Here is an 18,692-nt window from a genome sequence, read left to right on the forward strand (position 1 = left end):
AGCGCGTTCGTCAAGCCCGCACTGCTCACAGTAGTCCCTGAAATACCGTATCCATCTGAGGTACAGCATGGCACTGCCGTCTCCTACAGAACGGTCGTCGTGCCACACGCGAACGATCTCGGACGTCGTCGGGGATGCCCCGAATGGGTAGCGGTCGGCAGATTGATGTCGCATTCGGCGCCCTTGCTCTTAACAGAACCACCGTAAATTCGATCACGACTGCTGTCATGCCCCGTCTCTTGTTGGACAGTTGCGCTGTGATGCTCAGCTTCCTGGCGAGATGACAAGAAACCCAGTGGCGCCGGCAGCTTGCTGAGGCTATCGCGCGAAAGCGTGCGCCGCAGTGCGAAAAGCGAGCCACATACGTCGCTCCGCGACGATTGCCTGGCGCCGAGCGCTGTTCCCGGCAGACTGTTGAGCGCACGCATTACTGCTCGAACCGCTCGCAGACGGCGGCGTAACCAGCGTGCGGCTGCGGGCAAACTCACATCATCCGATCGCAGCGCATCGGCCGCGGATTCTACGCTTCGCATGCCTGAAGTGCTTGCGACGGCAGCGTCGATTGAATCGAGCAGTCCAGGCAACCTTGCAGCGAGGAAATCGGGTAGAAGGCTAAAGGTCTTATGTCCCCGAGGACAGTACCACCTCGCGATGCGTGTCCCGAATGGCGTCACGCGTCGGTAGGTTCCATGGCGAGCAAACCCGCATCCGCCCAAAGGGTGCAATGGACATTGTTCGAGACGCGCGGTGACCCATTCGCGCCTGACGATATACTGCTCGGCACTCGATCGCGTTCGCAGCGGGATCTGCATGCTTGCTCCCGTTTGGACACCCTGTTCGTGCAGCGTTGCGACGAATATTATGCCGAGTAATTCGTCACCTCGATCACGACAGTCCGCTGCCGGCCAACTGCGTCACAACATAAAACCCAACTTGGGATAATGAGCCCAACATCCAAGATGGACGAGTTGATGGTCGTGCGCGATGCCGCTATACAGCTCATACCCATCGGTCATCAACGCCGCGCCTGGTTTGACGCCGGCGTAGAGTTGCGCGGCGTGTTTTGCACCGCGCCCGGGCGTGTAAGTGAACAATCGAATGGGTGGTCCCGAACCGTTCATTTGCGCCCAGACGTAGCTCTTTGTTTGCGGTCGGCGCCCAGGCTCCTTGAGCACCTGGAAGGTCGTCTCGTCGCCATAGATCAGATCTGCTTCGAGCAACGTATCGCGCATCAGGTTGATCACCGGCTGGGTCGCAAGCCCAACCCGCACAACGCTGATGGCAACCGTGTTCGACGAGATGTCGCCGCCGAAGCGTCGCAAGAGCCCGGCCTGACGATAGATTGGCATACCGAACTGGTATTTGCCGGTGATGATCCACGCCAGCGCCGATTCGGTAAACAAGCCGCGCGGAATGATTCGCGGTGGTGGTGGCGTCACCTTGATCCCGAGATCGCAACACGGGCACGCGTATTTGACGCGTTGATGCTGGATCACGCGGATCTGCTCTGGAATCACGTCGAGCTGCTCGCTGGTCTCAACGCCGATTTCCACGAGCGCGTGGCCATCGTGACCACAGAAGCGCTCGGACTCGGGCAGCTCGTGCCGGACAACCTCCCGTGGCAGGCGCGGATCGAGCGGCTTGCGGCCGCGCTTCTTGCGTGTGTGGGCAGACACCGCCGTATCTGCCGTATCTTCCTGCGCGGGCTGTCCTCCGGAGACCGTGAGCGCTTCGGCTTCATTGAACAGACCAAGCTGGTCCGATTCGCGCGATTCGCTAGACGCGCCAAACAGTTCGCGCTTGTACGCTCGCAACCGCTCTTCCGCGAGATCCCGCTCCGCTGTCACCATCCGTAGTGTGCCGCGCAGTTCGTCACGCTCCTGCTGAACGGCACCAAGTGCGTCGCGTGCGGCGAGCAACTCCTTCAGTTCCTCGGCGGTGATCGTGACATTGATCGGCATGCCCAGTTAGACAGGCATGCTGCGTCGGCGTTCAGCTCACACGGGCGTAATATCGCATTGGGTGCTTCTTGATGGCGGCGAGGTCGACGCCCTGTAGAAGCCAGCCCAATTGCTCGGTGCTCAGCGTCACGACGGCCGCATCGCTGGGCCACGCAAAGCGATCATGACCTTCGAGCCGCTTCAGAAGAAGCCAGAACCCATTGCCATCCCAGGCAATGATCTTGATACGATCGTGACGCCGGTTGCCGAACACATACAGGGCCTCGTCCAGCGGGTTTAGTGACATCGCCTGCTCGACGAGGATTGACAAGCCATTGATGCCCATCCGGAAGTCAACGGGATCGCGGTGAACGTAGACCCTCAGCCCATCGTCGAACCGGAACACGGTAGCCTCCCCAGCATCTGGACGATCGTCGCCAGTTCGTCGAGACTCGCGTTGCCGAGTTCAAATTCGACGCCATTCGGCAAGCGCACGTGAAGTGCGGCCACCATCAGTGGCAAGGCCTGCGATGGCCCTTGGGGCGCAGCCGGCGGTGCCGATGGTGCGGTGACGACTGGAATGAATGCCGGCGCCTCGCGCGCCACGCTCGGGCGTACCGGTGTCGGAGTATCGATCAGCACACCATCCGCCCCTGATGGTGAGATCTGCTGAGCCTGCGCCATTCGCTGCTGACGGTAACGAGTGATCCACTTGCGAAGCTGATTCGGATTTACGTCATGTTCCATGGCCGTACGCGCGATCGACACGCCGGGCTTCAGGCACATCGTGACCAGCTCGTCGCGTGCGCCTTCGTCATACTCGCGTCGGCCGTCGCGTTTCTCGCCAATGACCAGACGGCTCTTCAGGTCTTTGTTCTCTGTCATCAGTGTCAGTGTGCAGGTGTCCACGTGGACACCTAGCTTCTGACCTTCTGCCCCTCGATGGAAGGGCGTCTTTTATTGACCGCTTACGCTCAAACGACCAATCATGGAAACGCGCGCCAGTTACGAATGGGAGCGGGCAGGACGCACGAAGGTGAGCCTTTCCGGGACGCGGTTCGTCGCGCACCGGTGCAGCTTTTTCACAACCTCTGCCGCGCGCGCTCCCCGTACAATCCTTCGCAAAACGGACGCGAACCAGGAAACGCGGACATGCGTCGGAGAGCGAAGGACATGGCACTGGTATGGTTTGATGTGATACGGCTGTTCGACTGGCAGAGCGCGCTCAGGGTCGCCCTGCCTCCGGCTGTCATCAGCTCGATCGTGGCGATCGGCTGGAATTCCTGCAGGGACCGTCGTGTCCATCGTCGCGAACGGCGGAACGCTGCACTGGAAGTGGCGCTCTCGCTGGAAAAATACGTGCGAACCTGTCGCGCGACGATGCACCGGGCGGACTGGGTATCGAAGGACACTATTCGCAGAAACAACGGTCAGCCGGTGATTGGCATTCAGGTGCCCGACTTCACCTATCCCACGGTCGAATGGGGATGGCTGGATCACAAAATAACGTCCGTGTTACGCGACTTCCCGGCGGCCGTTCACTACGCGCGTGAATATGTCACCACGACGTCGGAATACGCACCTGTTCCGGATGTCTGCGACGAGTCGGCATTCCAGTGCGCGAACCTGGCCAAACGCGCGCTCGAATTGTCGCGCCTGACCCGAAGGAAGCATGGTGCTGCACCGTGGCATCCGGGTGCCGCGGAGGCTGATCTTGAGCGCCAACTCGACGAACGCGTCGCCGCACGGGAAAGCCGTCGGAAAATAACGTCCGAGCAGCCGACCTCGCGGCAGGCGCCCGTGAGTTCTAGTTGCGATCGCGGCGCTGTCGTTTAGGTCCCGCCCGTCTGTTCATTTGCGAGCACGCTGTCCGGCCATCGAAGGGTGCTTGGGCGCCCGCGCCTGCTTCTCGTCGCCGACCCTTTCCCACAGTGCACTGGATAATGAACCAACGCCGCCTCCGCGAGTTCCGTTCCCGCGGATTCCGCGGCCTGTCGCCTACTTGCGGCTTCGAAATAGCACCGCATCGCGCTGGTTCGCTGCCCGATCGAGTCGCCCGATGCCGCGAATGCTGGAATTTCTACGTAAAAACCGCCTGGCTTTATTTTGGCCATTAAACGCAATCTAGCCCATAACGATCATCAGGATTGAAGCGGCGCAAAAAAGGTCCGCCTGTTGCGGACCCGGTGTGCAGGGGCCTAGGCGGGCGGCCAGCCCTGCCGCGCGTGCGGTCGCGTGCTGCGAACACGGACCCACCTACATGATAGTCACGGCGCCGGCGCGCGCCGGCGGCTTTTCACGGGCGCCGCATCGGCGCAGCCACCGCCATGGACTCCGGTGACCGCGGGCTGCTGCGGGATGCCAAGATGTGCCGGATCGTCGCCAGCGACTGTTCGGCCATCACACTCGCCACCTGCGCGCGCGGCTCGATGAACCGCGGCGCCGTCACGCGGAGCGTGGACAGGTACGGCTTCGCGGAGCCCCTGCACCGCTGCACCGCGGCCGCGATCGCCGCGTCGCCGACGTGCGCCCGCAGCCACGCCAGCGTGTGACGGTCCCGCTCGTTTTGTACGCGCACCAGATGTTCCATGAGGCCTCCGATGACTGTATATCCATACTGTATTTATATACAGTATCCGGAGAATTTTCAAGCAACCCGTGCGGGGCTGGCCGGACGCCCACTCGACAGCGACTGTCAACGCTCATCCCGGGCATATGTGCGCATGGGCTTTCCGGGCAAAAAGTGAATGGTCGGATAGGTGGGGCTATCCGCCCCTTCGTTTCTGGACAACAGAGAGGTTTGAAACGGAGGGTATGAAGTTACGGCTTTCATTCCCTTCATTTCTGAACAGTCTGTCCGTCAGGCTTCAGTTCATCAGTTTTGGAAGGGGCACGGCGGGTGCAGGTCCCGACGAAACGACCCAGAGTCTCGCAGACCGAGCCGCTACCGGGATTGACGTCGACTGATTGGCCCTTCGTCCGGGCGCGGCGGTCATCTCCGTGGCTCTTGAGCACACCGCAAGACGCCGCCCGCACCCGTGACTCCGGCTGAGTCACGGACCGCGGACGCAGCGCACCGCTGAGTTCGATGACAGGGCCGCGCCCGCTGACTCGACTTTGATGTTTCCGCATGCACCAGCGGGGATCAATGGGACATATGGGACAAACGGGATAAATGGTATATAATGGTCCTCATCAACCCTCGGCCTTAAGGGGCAACGTATGGCGCAGTATGAAGAACTTATAGCGGTCTCCATCAAGGAACGGCAGCACGCGATAAAGCTGGCGACGGCTGACCTCGACCGGCTTCTCGACCAGTTGAAGGCCACAGAAGCGGTTCTGTCGAAATTGGAGCCGAACTCTGAGCGGATGGTTTTGCTCCTGCGCGTCCGTGCCCGCCTCTCAGAAGTTATGTCGCTCCGCAGGGAACGGGTGACGCGGGTGGTGATGAACGTGATCGTGAATCCCGTCGTCGACACCGTCGGTAAGTACCGCGTGAGGGGGACTGATCTTGTGGGTCCGCTCACGGACGAGCGTTATCTGCATTCGACGAACAGTTACATGTTGATGGTAGGCCGGATGTTCGGTCTTGATACTTCTGCGTCCTCTGCCGAAACAACGCCACGAAAGCCTATCTATTGGCGTCAGTTCGTTCGGAAGATGTGCGTCGCGCGTTATTTCGCGTCGCTGCATCGCCGGGCGTGCGCGTCGCGGCGAGCGCGTTCGATTGGCGTTCGTCCTGATCAGACGCCGAAGCCGACCGTCACGCGCAGTGCCGCTGCGCAATCCCGCCTTGTTGCGCCGATCAGTGCGCCGCCCGCGTTTTGCTGAGTTGCAAAGGAGTGAACATGGAACTGGCAACGAAACGGAATAAAGCCAACGCGAAGACGGATCTCCGCGCGTTGGTGAACGGAATGTACTCGGGCGACCCCGGCAAGCTTCTTGACTGGCTTGCGCAGGACCTGTTGCAGAGCGCATCCGAAAGTCTGGCACCGGATCTCCAGCGAGCGTTTGTCTCGAACAAATCTGTCTGTCGAGCCTTCGCCCACGAGCTGAAGGTCCTACTCCTCCGCGACGACGCGGACGAGAGCCGGGAAAAAACGTTGTCGGCTGCCAAGCTGAGCCCTGACGAGGTACTCGCACGTACCGGTATGTCGAAGACGACCCTGTACCGTGCCGATCACGTGAAGTTTTACAGCGTGATCCCGGCCGGTATGCAGAAGCGCCGCGCATTTCCCGCGTGGCAGTTCCAGGGTGATGTCCCGACGCACCTGCCGCGCGTGCTCGCGGTCCTCAACAGAAAATCGAGAATACAGGTCAATGCCTTCTTCGTGTCAGAGCAGGACGCGCTGAACGAACTGACGCCTGCCGAAATGCTGGCAGGCTTGCCGTTCGAGGATCGATCGGACCTCGCGCCCGAACAATCCCGCATGCTCGCCATGCCGGAAGAGAAGCGGGTGGGTATGGTCATCGCGCTCGCCACGATGGAGGTTGCCGACACCGACTGAAATATAAAAATGCCCAGCAAAGACGATGAAGCAGAAAAGCTGCCAGAAGATCTCCTCGGCCTTGTGCCGACGGCGCAGGAAATCCTTAGAGCGCTGGGCGGTAACATGGATCGTTACCCGATCGATACGGCGTTCATCCGTGCGGTCGACAGAGTGAAATACGTGGCAAGCGCATCACCGACGACCGCACATCGTTTCGGCCCCCCGCTCGCGCTTATGAATGCCGATGGTACATTGCCGCATACGTGGCTGTATTTGGCGTTCGATGCAATGGTAGCAAGTTGGGAAAGCCGGATGATCAAAAACAATCGCGGCGCAGGCAAGGGCTTCCATGTCACGCTCAAAGCGGAGCAGTCTGGCCTTCTCGCGACGATCCGTTTCGCGCGAGAGTTGAGGGTGTGGAACCTTTCGGACGACCACTGCAGCCGCCTGGGCGTTGCTGACATCATTTCTAACCGCGACCACTATGCGTGTCACTGGCTCGGGCTGCGTGTACGCCAGGCGATGATAATGCTCCCCGCAGTTGACCGCCCCGATGGCTTCGTCTATCCGTCGCGGATTGTCAAGCGACAACAGGCGCTCGCGATCGCGGATTGGGCGGTCGACGATCTGTTTAGAAACGCAAAAATCGATACCAAGCCGTTCAGGGGTTCGGACATCTATCGCCGTTATATGAACGATCCGATGCGTACTGCAGCGCCAGACGCAAGTGATCGTCCTGAGAATCCCGGCGAATACGACGCCGATCAGCGATGAAGCTCGTTCACGCAACGGCGAACTGCAACGTCAGCGCCGGACATTGCGGCGGGACTAATGACCGGCGCCGGAGCAGTGGAGGGCAGCGCGACACCGCTGATCTCCGGACAGCTGGTCGCACAGTGCCGCAGTTCCGCGGCCACGGCGTTGCGGCGCCGGCCTGCTGGCGGACGTTTTCTTGACCTCGATGCAGCGCGCTTTCAGGACCTCGGAGGCGGTGAGCCTTACATCCTGCACATAACCGTTGCATATAATGCCACGGAAGGCTGCCCGGTTGCGCGTGCGCAGCCGAAAAGGCCGCGAGCGAGATTTCCGAACCGTTCACGAGCGTCTGTGGCAAGCCCGAGGACGCTACGGAAATCGCTCTCGAGAATTGTGTCGCCGTCGCCCATACACATGTCTCACCGCCAGATCTTCGACGGGTCGATCAGTGGCGACTCGAATACATCAGTCTGCGAACGGACCCGCCCGAAGATTTCCTCGCTGTCGGCAAGACGCCTGCGTAGGGCGGACGCGGACCCAGCCCGTCATCGCCAGTGGAACCACAGAAATTAATGCGGTCTACGATGGCAGAATGAGCGAAACGACTTTGTGGAGTGAGCCGCGGCAGCCGCTAGCGCATCGTGCGGTCGTCGAGCGGGTACGGCGCGCCGGCACTTGATGAGCATCCGATCCCATCGCAGCTGGAGCGCCTCGGTGAAGTCGTCAGTTTCGCTCCGGCTGACTCCGGAGATCGACCCCGGTTCCGCCTCGTCTCACACGACGTTGCCGGCATGACGACGTTAAACTACGACTGTTCAATCGTTCAACGTTCAACACGGAAAATAAGACTGCGGGGTTCGCACATGGATGGCGCGGCGCAAATCGTTACACAACTTCATCAGGCAGTTGCCGCGGGCTCGCTCGATAGCGACCTCTTCGCCCAGCTTCCGGAATACCCATCGTGCATCAACGAGTGTGAAGTGCTTGACTTCAAAAGGCGGTTGCCAGAGAGCGATGTCGAGTATCTAAAGTTAATGCGGGATCTGGTTGCGCTGCACAATTCTTATGGCGGCTTCGTCGTTTTCGGAATTTCTGAGTTGGAGAAAGACCGATCCTTCGAAATTGTCGGCGTCGAGCCGACGGTGCTCCAGATAAACAAGGTTCGAGACCTCACGCGATCTTACTGCGAGACTGATCTGAGAATACAGGTCTTGACAATGCAGATGTCCGACCATTACCTCGAAGCACTTTGGGTCGCAAAACGGGGGCTCGGCGAGCGGCCAGTGCGCTTCGCGCGCAATGGGCCTGACGAGAAGTCTGGGAAGCCATTATTCAAGAAAGGCGACGTCGTTTTTCGCCGTTTGGAAAGCAATGCCGTGGCGCGCGCAGCGGAGGACTTTGATTTCCTACATTCCGAACGTCGCCCCCCCTCCCTGGATCTGCTAACAGCTACTTCTGAAACCACGGATCCTATCGAAAATAATCTGCCGGATCGTGCATTAATCTGTCCCAAGTTCGTCGGTCGAAAGGACGACATAGGAGAACTCTGGTCGTGGTTGGACGACGATTTCTCACGAGTACGCCTCATCGCTGGCGAGGGCGGCTTAGGGCACCGCGTTATACACATCTCGGACTACGCGAGTTCATGGCGCAGTCCGCGTAGAGTTTCCGCTGCCGTCGTGACGCGCTCCAGACCTTGCCATATCGTCTTTGCGCCCGGTTTGCCGTCGCCTTTGCGAGCGAGGAAGCCACCGCACCGCGCCACCAGTCGGATCATTTCGTTGAGTCCGAGCGGTTTCGACGGTCGTCGTATTTTCAGTAGCAGGTGGGCACCGTGAATCTCGTCAGGATCGAAGAACAGCGTCGCATCAAGGTCGGGTCATGTCCGGCCCATACGCATCAGATACGCAATACGCCATGCCACGATCATGAACAGCGCAAGCGCCCGCTCAATGCGATCAACGCGGCCCAACTGCAATTCCTCGACGCAGCAACCATTCTTCAGGATGTTGAAGTAAATCTGGCGGGTAAGGAACTGGCGCGGTACGCGGCGAACCCGGCCCGTTTCCAGCCCCTCCCCATAAGAACTGATCGTGAGGTTTTCCCTCAAGCAGCTCACCCAGTGAGATTCATCGCAAGGGTTATGCGTCCCGTCGGTATGGCACCCACTTTCACGTGAAGTCCTCCGCCCCCGACAGCGGGCGCAGCTTCCAGTCCCAGTACAAGCCCAGGACGCCGTAGAGGTACTCGTTACTCCATCGTCGCCACCCGATACTCCGCTTCTGGCGTCGCTTGCGCCGCGTCAGCAGGGTTCGAACCTTCATTTCCAGATAATCGCGGACCTCACTGAAGGCGCGACTGGCGTTGCCGATCCGAAAGTAGTTGACCCATCCGGCCACCGCAGCGTTGAGTTTCGCGATCAGCTTCACAGCCGGAGTCGAGCCTCCATGCCGGATGATGTCGCGGATCTTCGCCTTGATGCTCTGACGGGCCTTCTTCTTCGGGGTCATCCTGATGAAATATCCGTTCCCCGCTCGTTTGCGCACGCGACGCAGGTCAAACCCCAGGAACCCAAAGGCGTCTCCGTGCAGCGTGTCCACCACCGAGGTTTTCTCCGTGTTCAACTCGACGCCGAGTGGCACGAGTTGTTCATGCAGACGCAACAGGGCACGCTCTGCCCAGCCGCGTTTCGTATGGTGGCCACTGACGGTGATGACAATGTCGTCGGCGAACCGGTGATAGTTCACTGCCTCATAGGGTCCCTGCGCCGTCCTGCGGCGGATCTCGTCGAACATCCAGTCGATCTCGTTCAAGTAGATATTCGCGGCAAGCGGGCTGAACGGGCCACCTTGCGGGACGCCGATTTTGCCTGCCGCCTTGATAACCTGCTTGACCAGGCGTAGTACCTGGGGATCCTGGATGCGCTTCGCGATCTTGTCCAACAGGGTTGAATGTTGAATCGTGTCAAAGTACCGCGACAGATCCACGTCAACCACCGTCGACATGCGCCGCAACACACTGCGTCTGACTTCCGCCAGTGCGCGATGTGGCGACCGCTTCGGTCGAAATCCGTATGAGTTGGGGCAGAAGTCCGCCTCGAATACCGCTTCGAGAATCAGCTTCAGTGCGCCTTGTACCACGCGGTCGCGGATGCAAGGAACCTGAAGTATACGGACCTTTCCGTTGCTCTTGGGAATCTCAACCCGTCGGTTCGGCTTGGGCTCATACCTGCCTGTTTTGAGGTCTGCCTGTATCTCCGCGAGAAATACGCCGGGTGCCGATGCTTCGATGTCTGCAAAGCTCAGACCATCGATGCCCGGAGCCCCGCCGTTTCTTTTGGCGATGCGGTAGGCCTCTTCGAGGGTTTCCTTCTTCGCAATATGCGCGAAGAGCCCCCAGAAGCGATGAGTCTTGTCAGACTTCGCCTTGCGATAGATCCGCCTTCTCAGTTCCTGCAGACTGCCGGATGTCTTTGTCATCTCATCCCTGCCTCACCTTGTTGGACGGAGTACTCACCGGTCCGGGTCCTTCCCTCCGGGCGCGTCTTGGTGCACGCCCATCGACAGTACTACAACCCGATCCGTCACCCTGGCACCTATGTCCGCACTTCCCACTCACGGTTATAGCGAACATCTCCTCGACGGGATTTCTCCGCCGGATGCCGAGGGCTTCTCCAGTTTCCACGTTATCCTTCACACCATGTCGCCGCTGATACCCCGCCGGTGAGTGTTGCCGCATCGGACCCGTTTCGGACAACACTTGCTGCTTTCGCGCGTTATAGACCGTCTCAGCCACCGGAGTTTCGTGTGACGAGGCTACATCTGCGTTCACTGCACGTTGCAACCTGGTGCGTTGCATACACTCCTTTCTGAGCATACTGTCGGAGGGCTTCGAAAGGGGCTTCCGCAAGCACAAGCGTCCGGTTGGGAAAAGCTGGCGAATGGACGAGAGCTATATCAAGATCAAAGGCGAGTGGAAATATCTTTACAGGGCGGTGGACAAGGCGGGCGACACGGTCGACTTCCTGCTCAGGGCCAGGCGGGACAAGGTCGCGGCCCGGCGGTTCTTTGAAAAGGCGATCGCCCATAATGGTACGCCAGAGACCGTGACCATCGACAAAAGAGGCTCCAATCTGGCCGCACAGGATGCGGTGAATGCCGATTGCGAGACGCCGATCAAGGTCCGTCAGATCAAGTACCTGAACAACATTGTCGAACAGGACCATCGGGCTATCAAACGCCGGACCCGGCCGATGCTGGGATTCAAGAACTTCCACCGTGCGAGGGTCATTCTCGGCGGCATCGAGGTAATGCACATGATCAGGAAAGGACAGATGAAATGTGCGGGCAAAGACCCGTCGTCTGCTTCCCAGCAGTTTTACTCCCTTGTGTCATAAGCAATACTTATTATATCGCCATTTCTCGTCCCGACACCCTTACTGCAACAGAACCCGATATCTGATCCTCGACCTTGAGCAGTCTCACGCCGCCGACCGGCCACTGGCGTAGGAGAGACGCTCTCTGAGAACCGCTCCTCAATCTAGGCAGCGCTACTGTCTGATTGATCTCTTGTCCCATTAACTACAAATGTCGAACAAAGGACGGATTGTAGTTCAACTCGCACTGCGAAGGCCGCGCCCCCCCCATTTCCCGCGGCGGGCACACGCTATAGCCGCTCGTGCCGTCACTACGCGGCGCTTCAGGCCATCTAGCGCTTTCATACAACTTCTGACTGGCATTCTTCATGCTTACCAGTTCTAAATATTACGGAAGTTTGGTGCGACATGAACAAACATAGCCATGGCGAACACGATAAAGTACAGAGTCAGAGGGTTTTCGGGCAGGCGCTGGCAACCTTCAGCCCGCTGCCAAGGAGATCTGGCGAACCGAGCCTGCTCGACCACTCATCGACCCGGCAGCACGGCGCTTTGCCACGCTGCCTCAGCTTGATAATCTACAGTTCTATGTCTTCGTCCTCCTGTTCAGCCTTTGGTCGATATAGCCTCCACAGACGCCGCTTTTACGGTTTACCAAGTTGCCTGCTGAACCTGGCAGGCGAGAGGGGCAACCCGCGCGCACTCCTGACCCGCACTGCCAGCAGCAGATCAAGCTGTCGACGGCCAAGTGGACCTCGCCACCCCGCTTGCGCTAGCGACCACCGTAATCCGCGCGTGGCCCGCTTTCCCATGTGGACTGCAACGTGCACCTCTCCAGAACCACCGCGATTTACTTCGTACTGGCGCTGCGGTGCGTCTTCATTCATGAACGTCAATGGCCAGCTTGCCGGTCTCGAAAGCCTTTAGCCAGTTGCGCAGGGCCTGCGTCGACATACCCAGCGCGGTCACGGCGCCCACGCGCCCGTTCTTGATTCGTTGCGCGACGGCTTTCTTGAGCCGGCTACGTTTGCATGCGACCTCGTGGAAGGCGAACTTTCAAGGAAGCTCATTGATCGCTTGCTCTATATCAAAGGTACTAACGTTGACGAGAGCAAGCGCAAATTCACCTTGCACCATCCCTCAACACATGTCCTTCCCCAATATTCTTCGAGCAACTGAACCAAGGTATGTAGGTGAGCCATCATGTCATAGTCACAGCCGTTTGCCTCAGCACGCGTATGACAGCGTGTTCCGTTGCACGGCACGTCAGGTTGTTGCCCGTGCCGCCCTGATCGGGGTCCTGCTTTCAGTAGTCTATTCACTTTCCGGCTGCACAGTCGGCCCGGAATATCGCACTCCCGCGCCGCCCGCGACCGACAGCTATACACCGACGGCCCTACCCGAACACACGGTTTCGTCGCCCGGTGCGACGGGTCTTGCGCAGCAGTTCAAGGCTGGCGGCGAGCTGCCTGCACAATGGTGGACCCTTTACCGTTGCGAGCCCCTCGACGCGCTGATACGCGAGGCCCTCTCAAATAGCCCGAATATCGCTGCAGCCAGCGCGGCGCTGCGCCAGGCGAGCGAAAATCTGCGTGCGCAAACAGGGATCGATCTATATCCCGCCATCGATGTGAAGCTCAATGCTACTCGCGAAAAGCTCAATGGCACGACGCTAGGCCAGCCCAGCCTGAACAGAATACTAAGTCTGTACAACGCGTCAGTGAACGTTTCCTACAACCTGGATCTCTTCGGGGCTGCACGCCACGAACTCGAGGCACTGGGCGCGCAGGTCGACTTCCAGAACTTGCAGCTACAGGGCACATACCTGGCGCTGTCAGCGAACATCGTCACCGCTGCGGTCCGGGAAGCTTCCCTCCGCGAGCAGATTGACGCGACCGAGCGTATCGCCGCGGATGAGGAGACTCAGCTCGGTGTATTGCGTAAGCAACTTGAGTTCGGCGGGGTGGGTCGCGTGGCTGTGCTCTCGCAGGAAACGTTGCTCGCACAAACGCGCGCTACCCTGCCGCCACTGCGGCAGTCTCTCGATCGGGCGCGACATCAGCTTGCCGTGCTCGCGGGTAAACCGCCTAGCGATAACAGCGTTCCCGAGTTCAGGCTGTCGATGTTCACCCTACCGCAGACCTTACCCGTCGCCCTCCCTTCGTCGCTCGTCCGTCAACGTCCGGACATCCTGGCTGCGGAAGCCCTGCTGCGTCAGGCGAGCGCCCAGGTCGGCGTCGCAACCGCGAACATGTATCCGCAGCTTACGCTGTCCGCAAACTACGGCCCGCAATCATTAACGCCAGCGGGCATGCTGAAGTACGCGGACATGATCTGGAACATCGGCGCGGGGCTCACGCAGCCGATCTTTAACGGAGGCCAACTGAGCGCTAAAAAGCGCGCGGCGGAAGCCGCCTTCGATGAGGCCAACGGGCAATACAGGCAAACGATACTGCTTGCATTCGAAGATGTCGCGGATACGCTCCGCGCACTCGATCACGATGCAGCCGCACTCGCCGCGCAAACCGAAGCGTGGCGTGCAGCCAGCAGCTCGCTCGAGCTGACGCGTGGCCAGTTTCGTGCCGGCGGTGTCAGTTATCTAGCTCTGCTCGATGCGCAGCGTCAATACCAGCAGACCATCGTCAATCTCACCCAGGCGCGCGCTGCACGCTACGCAGACACGGCCGCATTGTTCGAAGCACTGGGTGGCGGCTGGTGGAGCGACGCGGCCAGGATCCAGACAGGACAGGCGGACTCCGATATCAACCCGCAGTGAACCCTCTTTCTGCTTGCCGCGCCCCGCATGGTTTCCAATGCTGCGCGTCCAAAGGGATCTGTTCCATATCAGTTTGCCGTGCAAGGACACGACGATGACGACAAATAAACCAACAGCAAAACGGATGATCACCATGCTGATCTGCATGGGCGTTCTGCTTGGCGCGCTGATCGGTTTCAACCTGTACAAGGCGCATATGATCCGGAAATTCATGGCACACAATGCGGTGCCGGCTGCTACCGTCACGTCCGCCGTCGTGAGCTATCAGATATGGCAGCCACAGCTTGCCGCTGTGGGCAGCCTGCGTGCCGTGCGCGGTGTCGACGTGACGACTGAAGTGGCTGGACTCGTTCGCGAGATCGCATTCAAGTCTGGCGAGGAAGTCAAGGCTGGACAGGTGCTCGTGCGTCTGAACGACCGCTCGGACCGCGCGCAGCTCACCTCGCTAAGAGCTGCCGCCGACCTATCGCAAACCGTCTATAACCGCGACACGGCACAGTACGACATTCAGGCGATCGCCAGGGCGCAAGTCGATGCTGATGCCGCCGACCTGAGAAGCAAGCGAGCACAAGTCGAACAGCAGGCCGCACTGGTCGAGAAAAAAACGATTCGCGCGCCTTTCGCGGGACGCGTGGGCATCACGACAGTCAATCCAGGCCAGTACGTCAATCCGGGCGACGCCATCGTTACGTTGCAGGCTATTGACCCCATCTACGTCGACTTTCACCTGCCCCAGCAGCAACTCGGTCAACTGCAGGTGGGACAGAGCGTCGCCGTAGCTACAAGTGCATTCGCGAGCCGCGGCTTCGAGGGCAAGATCCGCGCTATCAACCCGCGCCTCGACAGCACGACGCGCAACGTGGAGGTCGAAGCGGCCCTCGACAACCGCGAGCGCAAACTGTTGCCGGGGATGTACGCGAGCGTAAAAGTCGATGTTGGTCACGAGCAGCGCTACCTGACACTGCCGCAAACGGCAATCACTTACAATCCCTACGGGGCAACAGTTTTCGTCATCAAACCGGGCGAGCATAAGGACGCACGCGGCAAAACGATGCCCGTTGCGCAACAGATCTTCGTAACGCCAGGACCCACGCGCGGCGATCAGGTTGCGATCCTGAAGGGCTTAGACGAAGGCGCACTAGTGGTAACGAGCGGCCAGCTCAAGCTGAAGAACGGCACACCGCTCGTAATCGACAATCGCGTGTTGCCGGCAGACAGTCCTGCTCCGACGCCCCAGGAACAATAAGACCCCCGCGAGATGAAATTCACCGATATTTTTATCAAACGGCCAGTCCTCGCGTCAGTGCTCAGCCTGTTCATCCTGGTGCTAGGCTTACGTTCGCTGTCGACACTCAAACTTGGCGAATATCCGCAGACCGGCACCGGCGTCGTGATCATCACCACTTCGTACTATGGTGCTAGCGCCGAGACGATGGCGGGCTTCGTTACTCAGCCGCTCGAAGCCGCGATCGCACAGGTGCAAGGCATCGACTACGTGTCGTCGACAAGTAGCTCGGGTGTCTCGACTATCACTGTGACCCTGCGCCTGAACTACGATTCGAACCGCGCGCTCACAGAGATCAATACCCAGATCGCGTCTATGCGCAACCAGTTGCCACCCCAGGCACAACAGCCTGTGTTGACGATGCAGGCAAGTCAGACCACCGACGCGATGTATACGGGCTTCTACAGTGATGTGCTGCCAGGCAACAACGTCACCGACTACCTCCTGCGTGTTGTCAAGCCGAAGCTCGATTCAATTCAGGGCGTGCAAACGGCAGAGGTTCTCGGCGACCGTCAGTTCGCGTTGCGCGCATGGCTTGATTCCACCAGGCTTGCAGCGCACGGCGTCACGGCTACCGACGTCTACACGGCACTCGTCAACAACAACTACCTTGCAACGCTCGGCACCACCAAAAGCGAGATGACCAGCGTCAGCCTAAACGCTGGTACCGATCTGCATTCCGTCGAAGACTTCAGGAAGCTGGTTATCAAGCAGAAGAACGGCGCGATCGTGCGCCTTGAGGACGTCGCCAATGTCGTGTTGGGCGCGGACAATTACGACTCCAACGTCGCGTTTAGCGGAAAGCGTTGCGTGCTCATCGGGATCAAGGTCGCGCCCGACGCGAACCTGCTCGACGTAGCGAAACGCGTCAAAGCTGTGTTCCCTGACCTGCAGAAGCAGCTCCCCACGGGGGTGTCGAGCGACATCGTCTATGATGCGACGGACTTTATCGAGAGTGCCATCGACGAAGTGGTGAAGACGCTCGTCGAGGCACTACTGATCGTCACGGTCGTGATTTACCTGTTCTTCGGCAGCTTCCGCACGGTGATAGTGCCCCTGATCGCGATGCCGCTGTCGCTGATCGGCACATTCTTCATGATGCAGTTGCTCGGCTACTCCGTTAATCTACTGACGCTGCTCGCGCTGGTGCTTGCGGTCGGACTCGTGGTCGATGACGCGATCATCGTGGTTGAGAATTTCGACCGACACCTGACGACCGAAAGCAAGCGTCCCTTCGATGCCGCGCTCATCGCTGCGCGCGAACTCGGTGGCCCGATACTCGCAATGACTGTTGTTTTGATTGCCGTCTATCTGCCCATTGGCTTCGAGGGCGGACTGACGGGTACACTGTTCACGGAGTTCGCATTTACACTGGCAAGCGCGGTCACTATGTCGGGCGTGGTCGCGCTAAGCCTATCACCGATGATGTGCTCGCGACTCTTTCGCAACGGGCAGCAACCCGGACGCTTGAACCGTTTTGTCCATCACCAGTTTGAGAAAGTGCATCGGGGTTATATGCGGCTCCTGCACTCGATACTGGACACATGGATCGTATTCGTCGTGATGGGTGCAATACTGTTATGCGGGACCATCTATTTGTTTGCGACGTCACAGTCCGAACTCGCGCCCCAGGAGGACCAAGGCATCGTACTGTCGCTGATCCAGGGACCACCCAATGCGACGATCCAACAGATGCAGAGGTATGCCGACCAGGTGTTCCAGATATCTAAGCAATTGCCGGAGTATGCGCAGATGTTTCAGTTGACAGGCGCGCCGACATTGAATCAGGGCTTCGGCGGCGTGCTCTTCACGACATGGGACAGGCGAAAGAGAGGTGCCTCCGAGTTGCAACAGGAGCTTCAACAGAAGTGGAATGGCATCGCCGGCGCGCGAGTCGCTGCTTTCCAGCTTCCACCCCTGCCCGGTGCGCAAGGCTTCCCGGTGCAGTTCGTGATCAACACGACTGAGCCTTTCGATAACCTCAACGAAGTGACCCAAGCAGTTTTGCAACAGGCGCGCGAAAGCGGCATGTTCCTCTTTGTCGACAGTGACCTGAAGATCGACAAGCCCGAGACCGTTCTGATGGTCGACCGTGACAAGGTCGCCTCGCTCGGCCTTACGCAAAGCGACGTGGGGCAGGCGCTCGGAGCTGCGCTCGGTGGCAACTACGCCAATTATTTCTCGATCGCCGGCCGTTCGTACAAGGTGATTCCGCAGCTTCAGCAGGTCGACCGAATGAACCCATCGCAGCTACTAGACTACAACCTGCGCACTTCGGACGGCAGTATGATTCCTGCTTCGACTGTCTCGCATCTGAAGTCGACGGTTGTGCCCGAATCCCTCAACCACTTCCAGCAACTGAATTCGGCGACGATTTTCGCCGTGATCGCACCCGGCATCTCACAGGACGAAGCGCTGGACTTCGTGCGCAAAGTCACCAAACACGTTGCTCCAGCAGGCTACAACATCGACTACTCAGGGTTTTCCCGTCAGTTCATGCAGGAGTCCGGCGGCTTTCCTATCGTCCTCATGTTCGCGGCAATCATCGGCTTCCTCGCGCTGGCAGCCCAGTTCGAGAGCTTTCGCGATCCCATCGTCATTCTGGTATCGGTGCCGCTGGCGTTGTTCGGTGCGCTGATCTTCATCAACATCGGCGTTACCACACTCAACATATACACGCAGGTCGGACTGGTCACGCTCATGGGGCTTATCAGCAAGCATGGCATTCTCATCGTGCAGTTTGCCAATGAGTTACAGCGTACAGGCCGCAGCAAGCGCGATGCCATCGAAGAAGCGGCAGGCGCTCGCCTGCGCCCAATCTTGATGACGACGGTCGCCATGGTGCTCGGAGTAGTGCCGCTCGTCACCGCATCCGGCGCGGGCGCAGCAGGGCGAAACGCGATTGGGCTCGTAGTCTTCACAGGGCTCTCAATCGGCACGCTGTTCACGCTCTTCGTCGTACCGGCGACGTACATATGGTTAGCAGTAGATCATCGACCGGCTTTGCGAGCTCCACGGGAAGAGACAGTAAAATGACGCGAGGAGGAAGAGGTAGGGAGGGGCTGCAAAA

At 59.3% G+C, this 18,692-nt stretch carries 11 protein-coding genes and 4 pseudogenes; 9 read left to right on the plus strand and 6 right to left on the minus strand.

Features of this window, described 5'->3' with window-relative positions; all coding sequences use genetic code 11:
• Window positions 1-941 precede the first annotated feature (941 nt).
• From tnpC to tnpA, 3 genes and pseudogenes are all read right to left on the minus strand, one after another.
• Window positions 942-1,961: pseudogene (gene tnpC, locus ACLFKU_RS35960) on the minus strand (IS66 family transposase); the annotation flags it as partial.
• 31 nt (window positions 1,962-1,992) lie between these two features.
• Window positions 1,993-2,346, minus strand: coding sequence for an IS66 family insertion sequence element accessory protein TnpB (gene tnpB / locus ACLFKU_RS35965; RefSeq protein ID WP_027821158.1), 354 nt, complete (start codon window positions 2,344-2,346; stop codon window positions 1,993-1,995).
• Window positions 2,322-2,825, minus strand: a complete 504-nt coding sequence (gene tnpA / locus ACLFKU_RS35970) for an IS66-like element accessory protein TnpA (protein ID WP_410852331.1) — start codon at window positions 2,823-2,825, stop codon at window positions 2,322-2,324. Before tnpA ends, tnpB begins: the two co-directional genes overlap by 25 nt.
• Window positions 2,826-3,113: 288 nt before the next feature.
• On the opposite strand from tnpA, the gene ACLFKU_RS35975 reads away from it, so the two are divergent.
• Entirely contained in the window at window positions 3,114-3,776 is a 663-nt protein-coding gene (locus ACLFKU_RS35975; protein ID WP_410852332.1) for a hypothetical protein, read from the plus strand.
• A gap of 460 nt (window positions 3,777-4,236) precedes the next feature.
• Here the strand turns inward: ACLFKU_RS35975 and ACLFKU_RS35980 are convergent, their stop codons facing one another.
• The gene (locus tag ACLFKU_RS35980) at window positions 4,237-4,530 is read right to left on the minus strand and encodes a hypothetical protein (RefSeq protein ID WP_410852333.1); all 294 of its coding nucleotides are present in this window, start codon (window positions 4,528-4,530) and stop codon (window positions 4,237-4,239) included.
• Between the two features lie 632 nt (window positions 4,531-5,162).
• Between ACLFKU_RS35980 and ACLFKU_RS35985 the strand changes: the two genes are divergently transcribed.
• From ACLFKU_RS35985 to ACLFKU_RS36000, 4 genes and pseudogenes are all read left to right on the plus strand, one after another.
• Complete coding sequence (locus tag ACLFKU_RS35985; protein WP_410852334.1) at window positions 5,163-5,771, plus strand: hypothetical protein; 609 nt, start codon at window positions 5,163-5,165, stop codon at window positions 5,769-5,771.
• Window positions 5,772-5,788: 17 nt separating this feature from the next.
• Window positions 5,789-6,448 carry a hypothetical protein gene (locus ACLFKU_RS35990; RefSeq protein ID WP_410852335.1) on the plus strand — a complete coding sequence of 220 codons (660 nt, stop codon included), beginning with the start codon at window positions 5,789-5,791 and terminating at the stop codon, window positions 6,446-6,448.
• Window positions 6,449-6,457: 9 nt separating this feature from the next.
• Entirely contained in the window at window positions 6,458-7,204 is a 747-nt protein-coding gene (locus ACLFKU_RS35995; RefSeq protein ID WP_410852336.1) for a hypothetical protein, read from the plus strand.
• Between the two features lie 845 nt (window positions 7,205-8,049).
• Window positions 8,050-8,415, plus strand: a pseudogene (locus tag ACLFKU_RS36000) (helix-turn-helix domain-containing protein); the annotation flags it as partial.
• A gap of 404 nt (window positions 8,416-8,819) precedes the next feature.
• Here ACLFKU_RS36000 and ACLFKU_RS36005 read toward each other — a convergent pair.
• A pseudogene (locus tag ACLFKU_RS36005) lies at window positions 8,820-9,209 on the minus strand (IS4 family transposase); the annotation flags it as partial.
• Window positions 9,210-9,357: 148 nt separating this feature from the next.
• Entirely contained in the window at window positions 9,358-10,665 is a 1,308-nt protein-coding gene (gene ltrA / locus ACLFKU_RS36010; RefSeq protein WP_410852337.1) for a group II intron reverse transcriptase/maturase, read from the minus strand.
• 413 nt (window positions 10,666-11,078) lie between these two features.
• On the opposite strand from ltrA, the pseudogene ACLFKU_RS36015 reads away from it, so the two are divergent.
• From ACLFKU_RS36015 to ACLFKU_RS36030, 4 genes and pseudogenes are all read left to right on the plus strand, one after another.
• Window positions 11,079-11,582 (plus strand): annotated as a pseudogene (locus ACLFKU_RS36015) (IS6 family transposase); the annotation flags it as partial.
• Between the two features lie 1,267 nt (window positions 11,583-12,849).
• Window positions 12,850-14,337, plus strand: a complete 1,488-nt coding sequence (locus ACLFKU_RS36020) for an efflux transporter outer membrane subunit (RefSeq protein WP_410852354.1) — start codon at window positions 12,850-12,852, stop codon at window positions 14,335-14,337.
• Window positions 14,338-14,431: 94 nt separating this feature from the next.
• Complete coding sequence (locus ACLFKU_RS36025) at window positions 14,432-15,583, plus strand: efflux RND transporter periplasmic adaptor subunit (protein WP_410852355.1); 1,152 nt, start codon at window positions 14,432-14,434, stop codon at window positions 15,581-15,583.
• A 12-nt stretch (window positions 15,584-15,595) separates the two neighbouring features.
• Entirely contained in the window at window positions 15,596-18,658 is a 3,063-nt protein-coding gene (locus ACLFKU_RS36030; protein ID WP_410852338.1) for an efflux RND transporter permease subunit, read from the plus strand.
• Window positions 18,659-18,692: the final 34 nt, after the last annotated feature.

This window comes from Paraburkholderia sp. EG304 (assembly GCF_046543485.1).
Taxonomy (GTDB): domain Bacteria; phylum Pseudomonadota; class Gammaproteobacteria; order Burkholderiales; family Burkholderiaceae; genus Paraburkholderia; species Paraburkholderia youngii.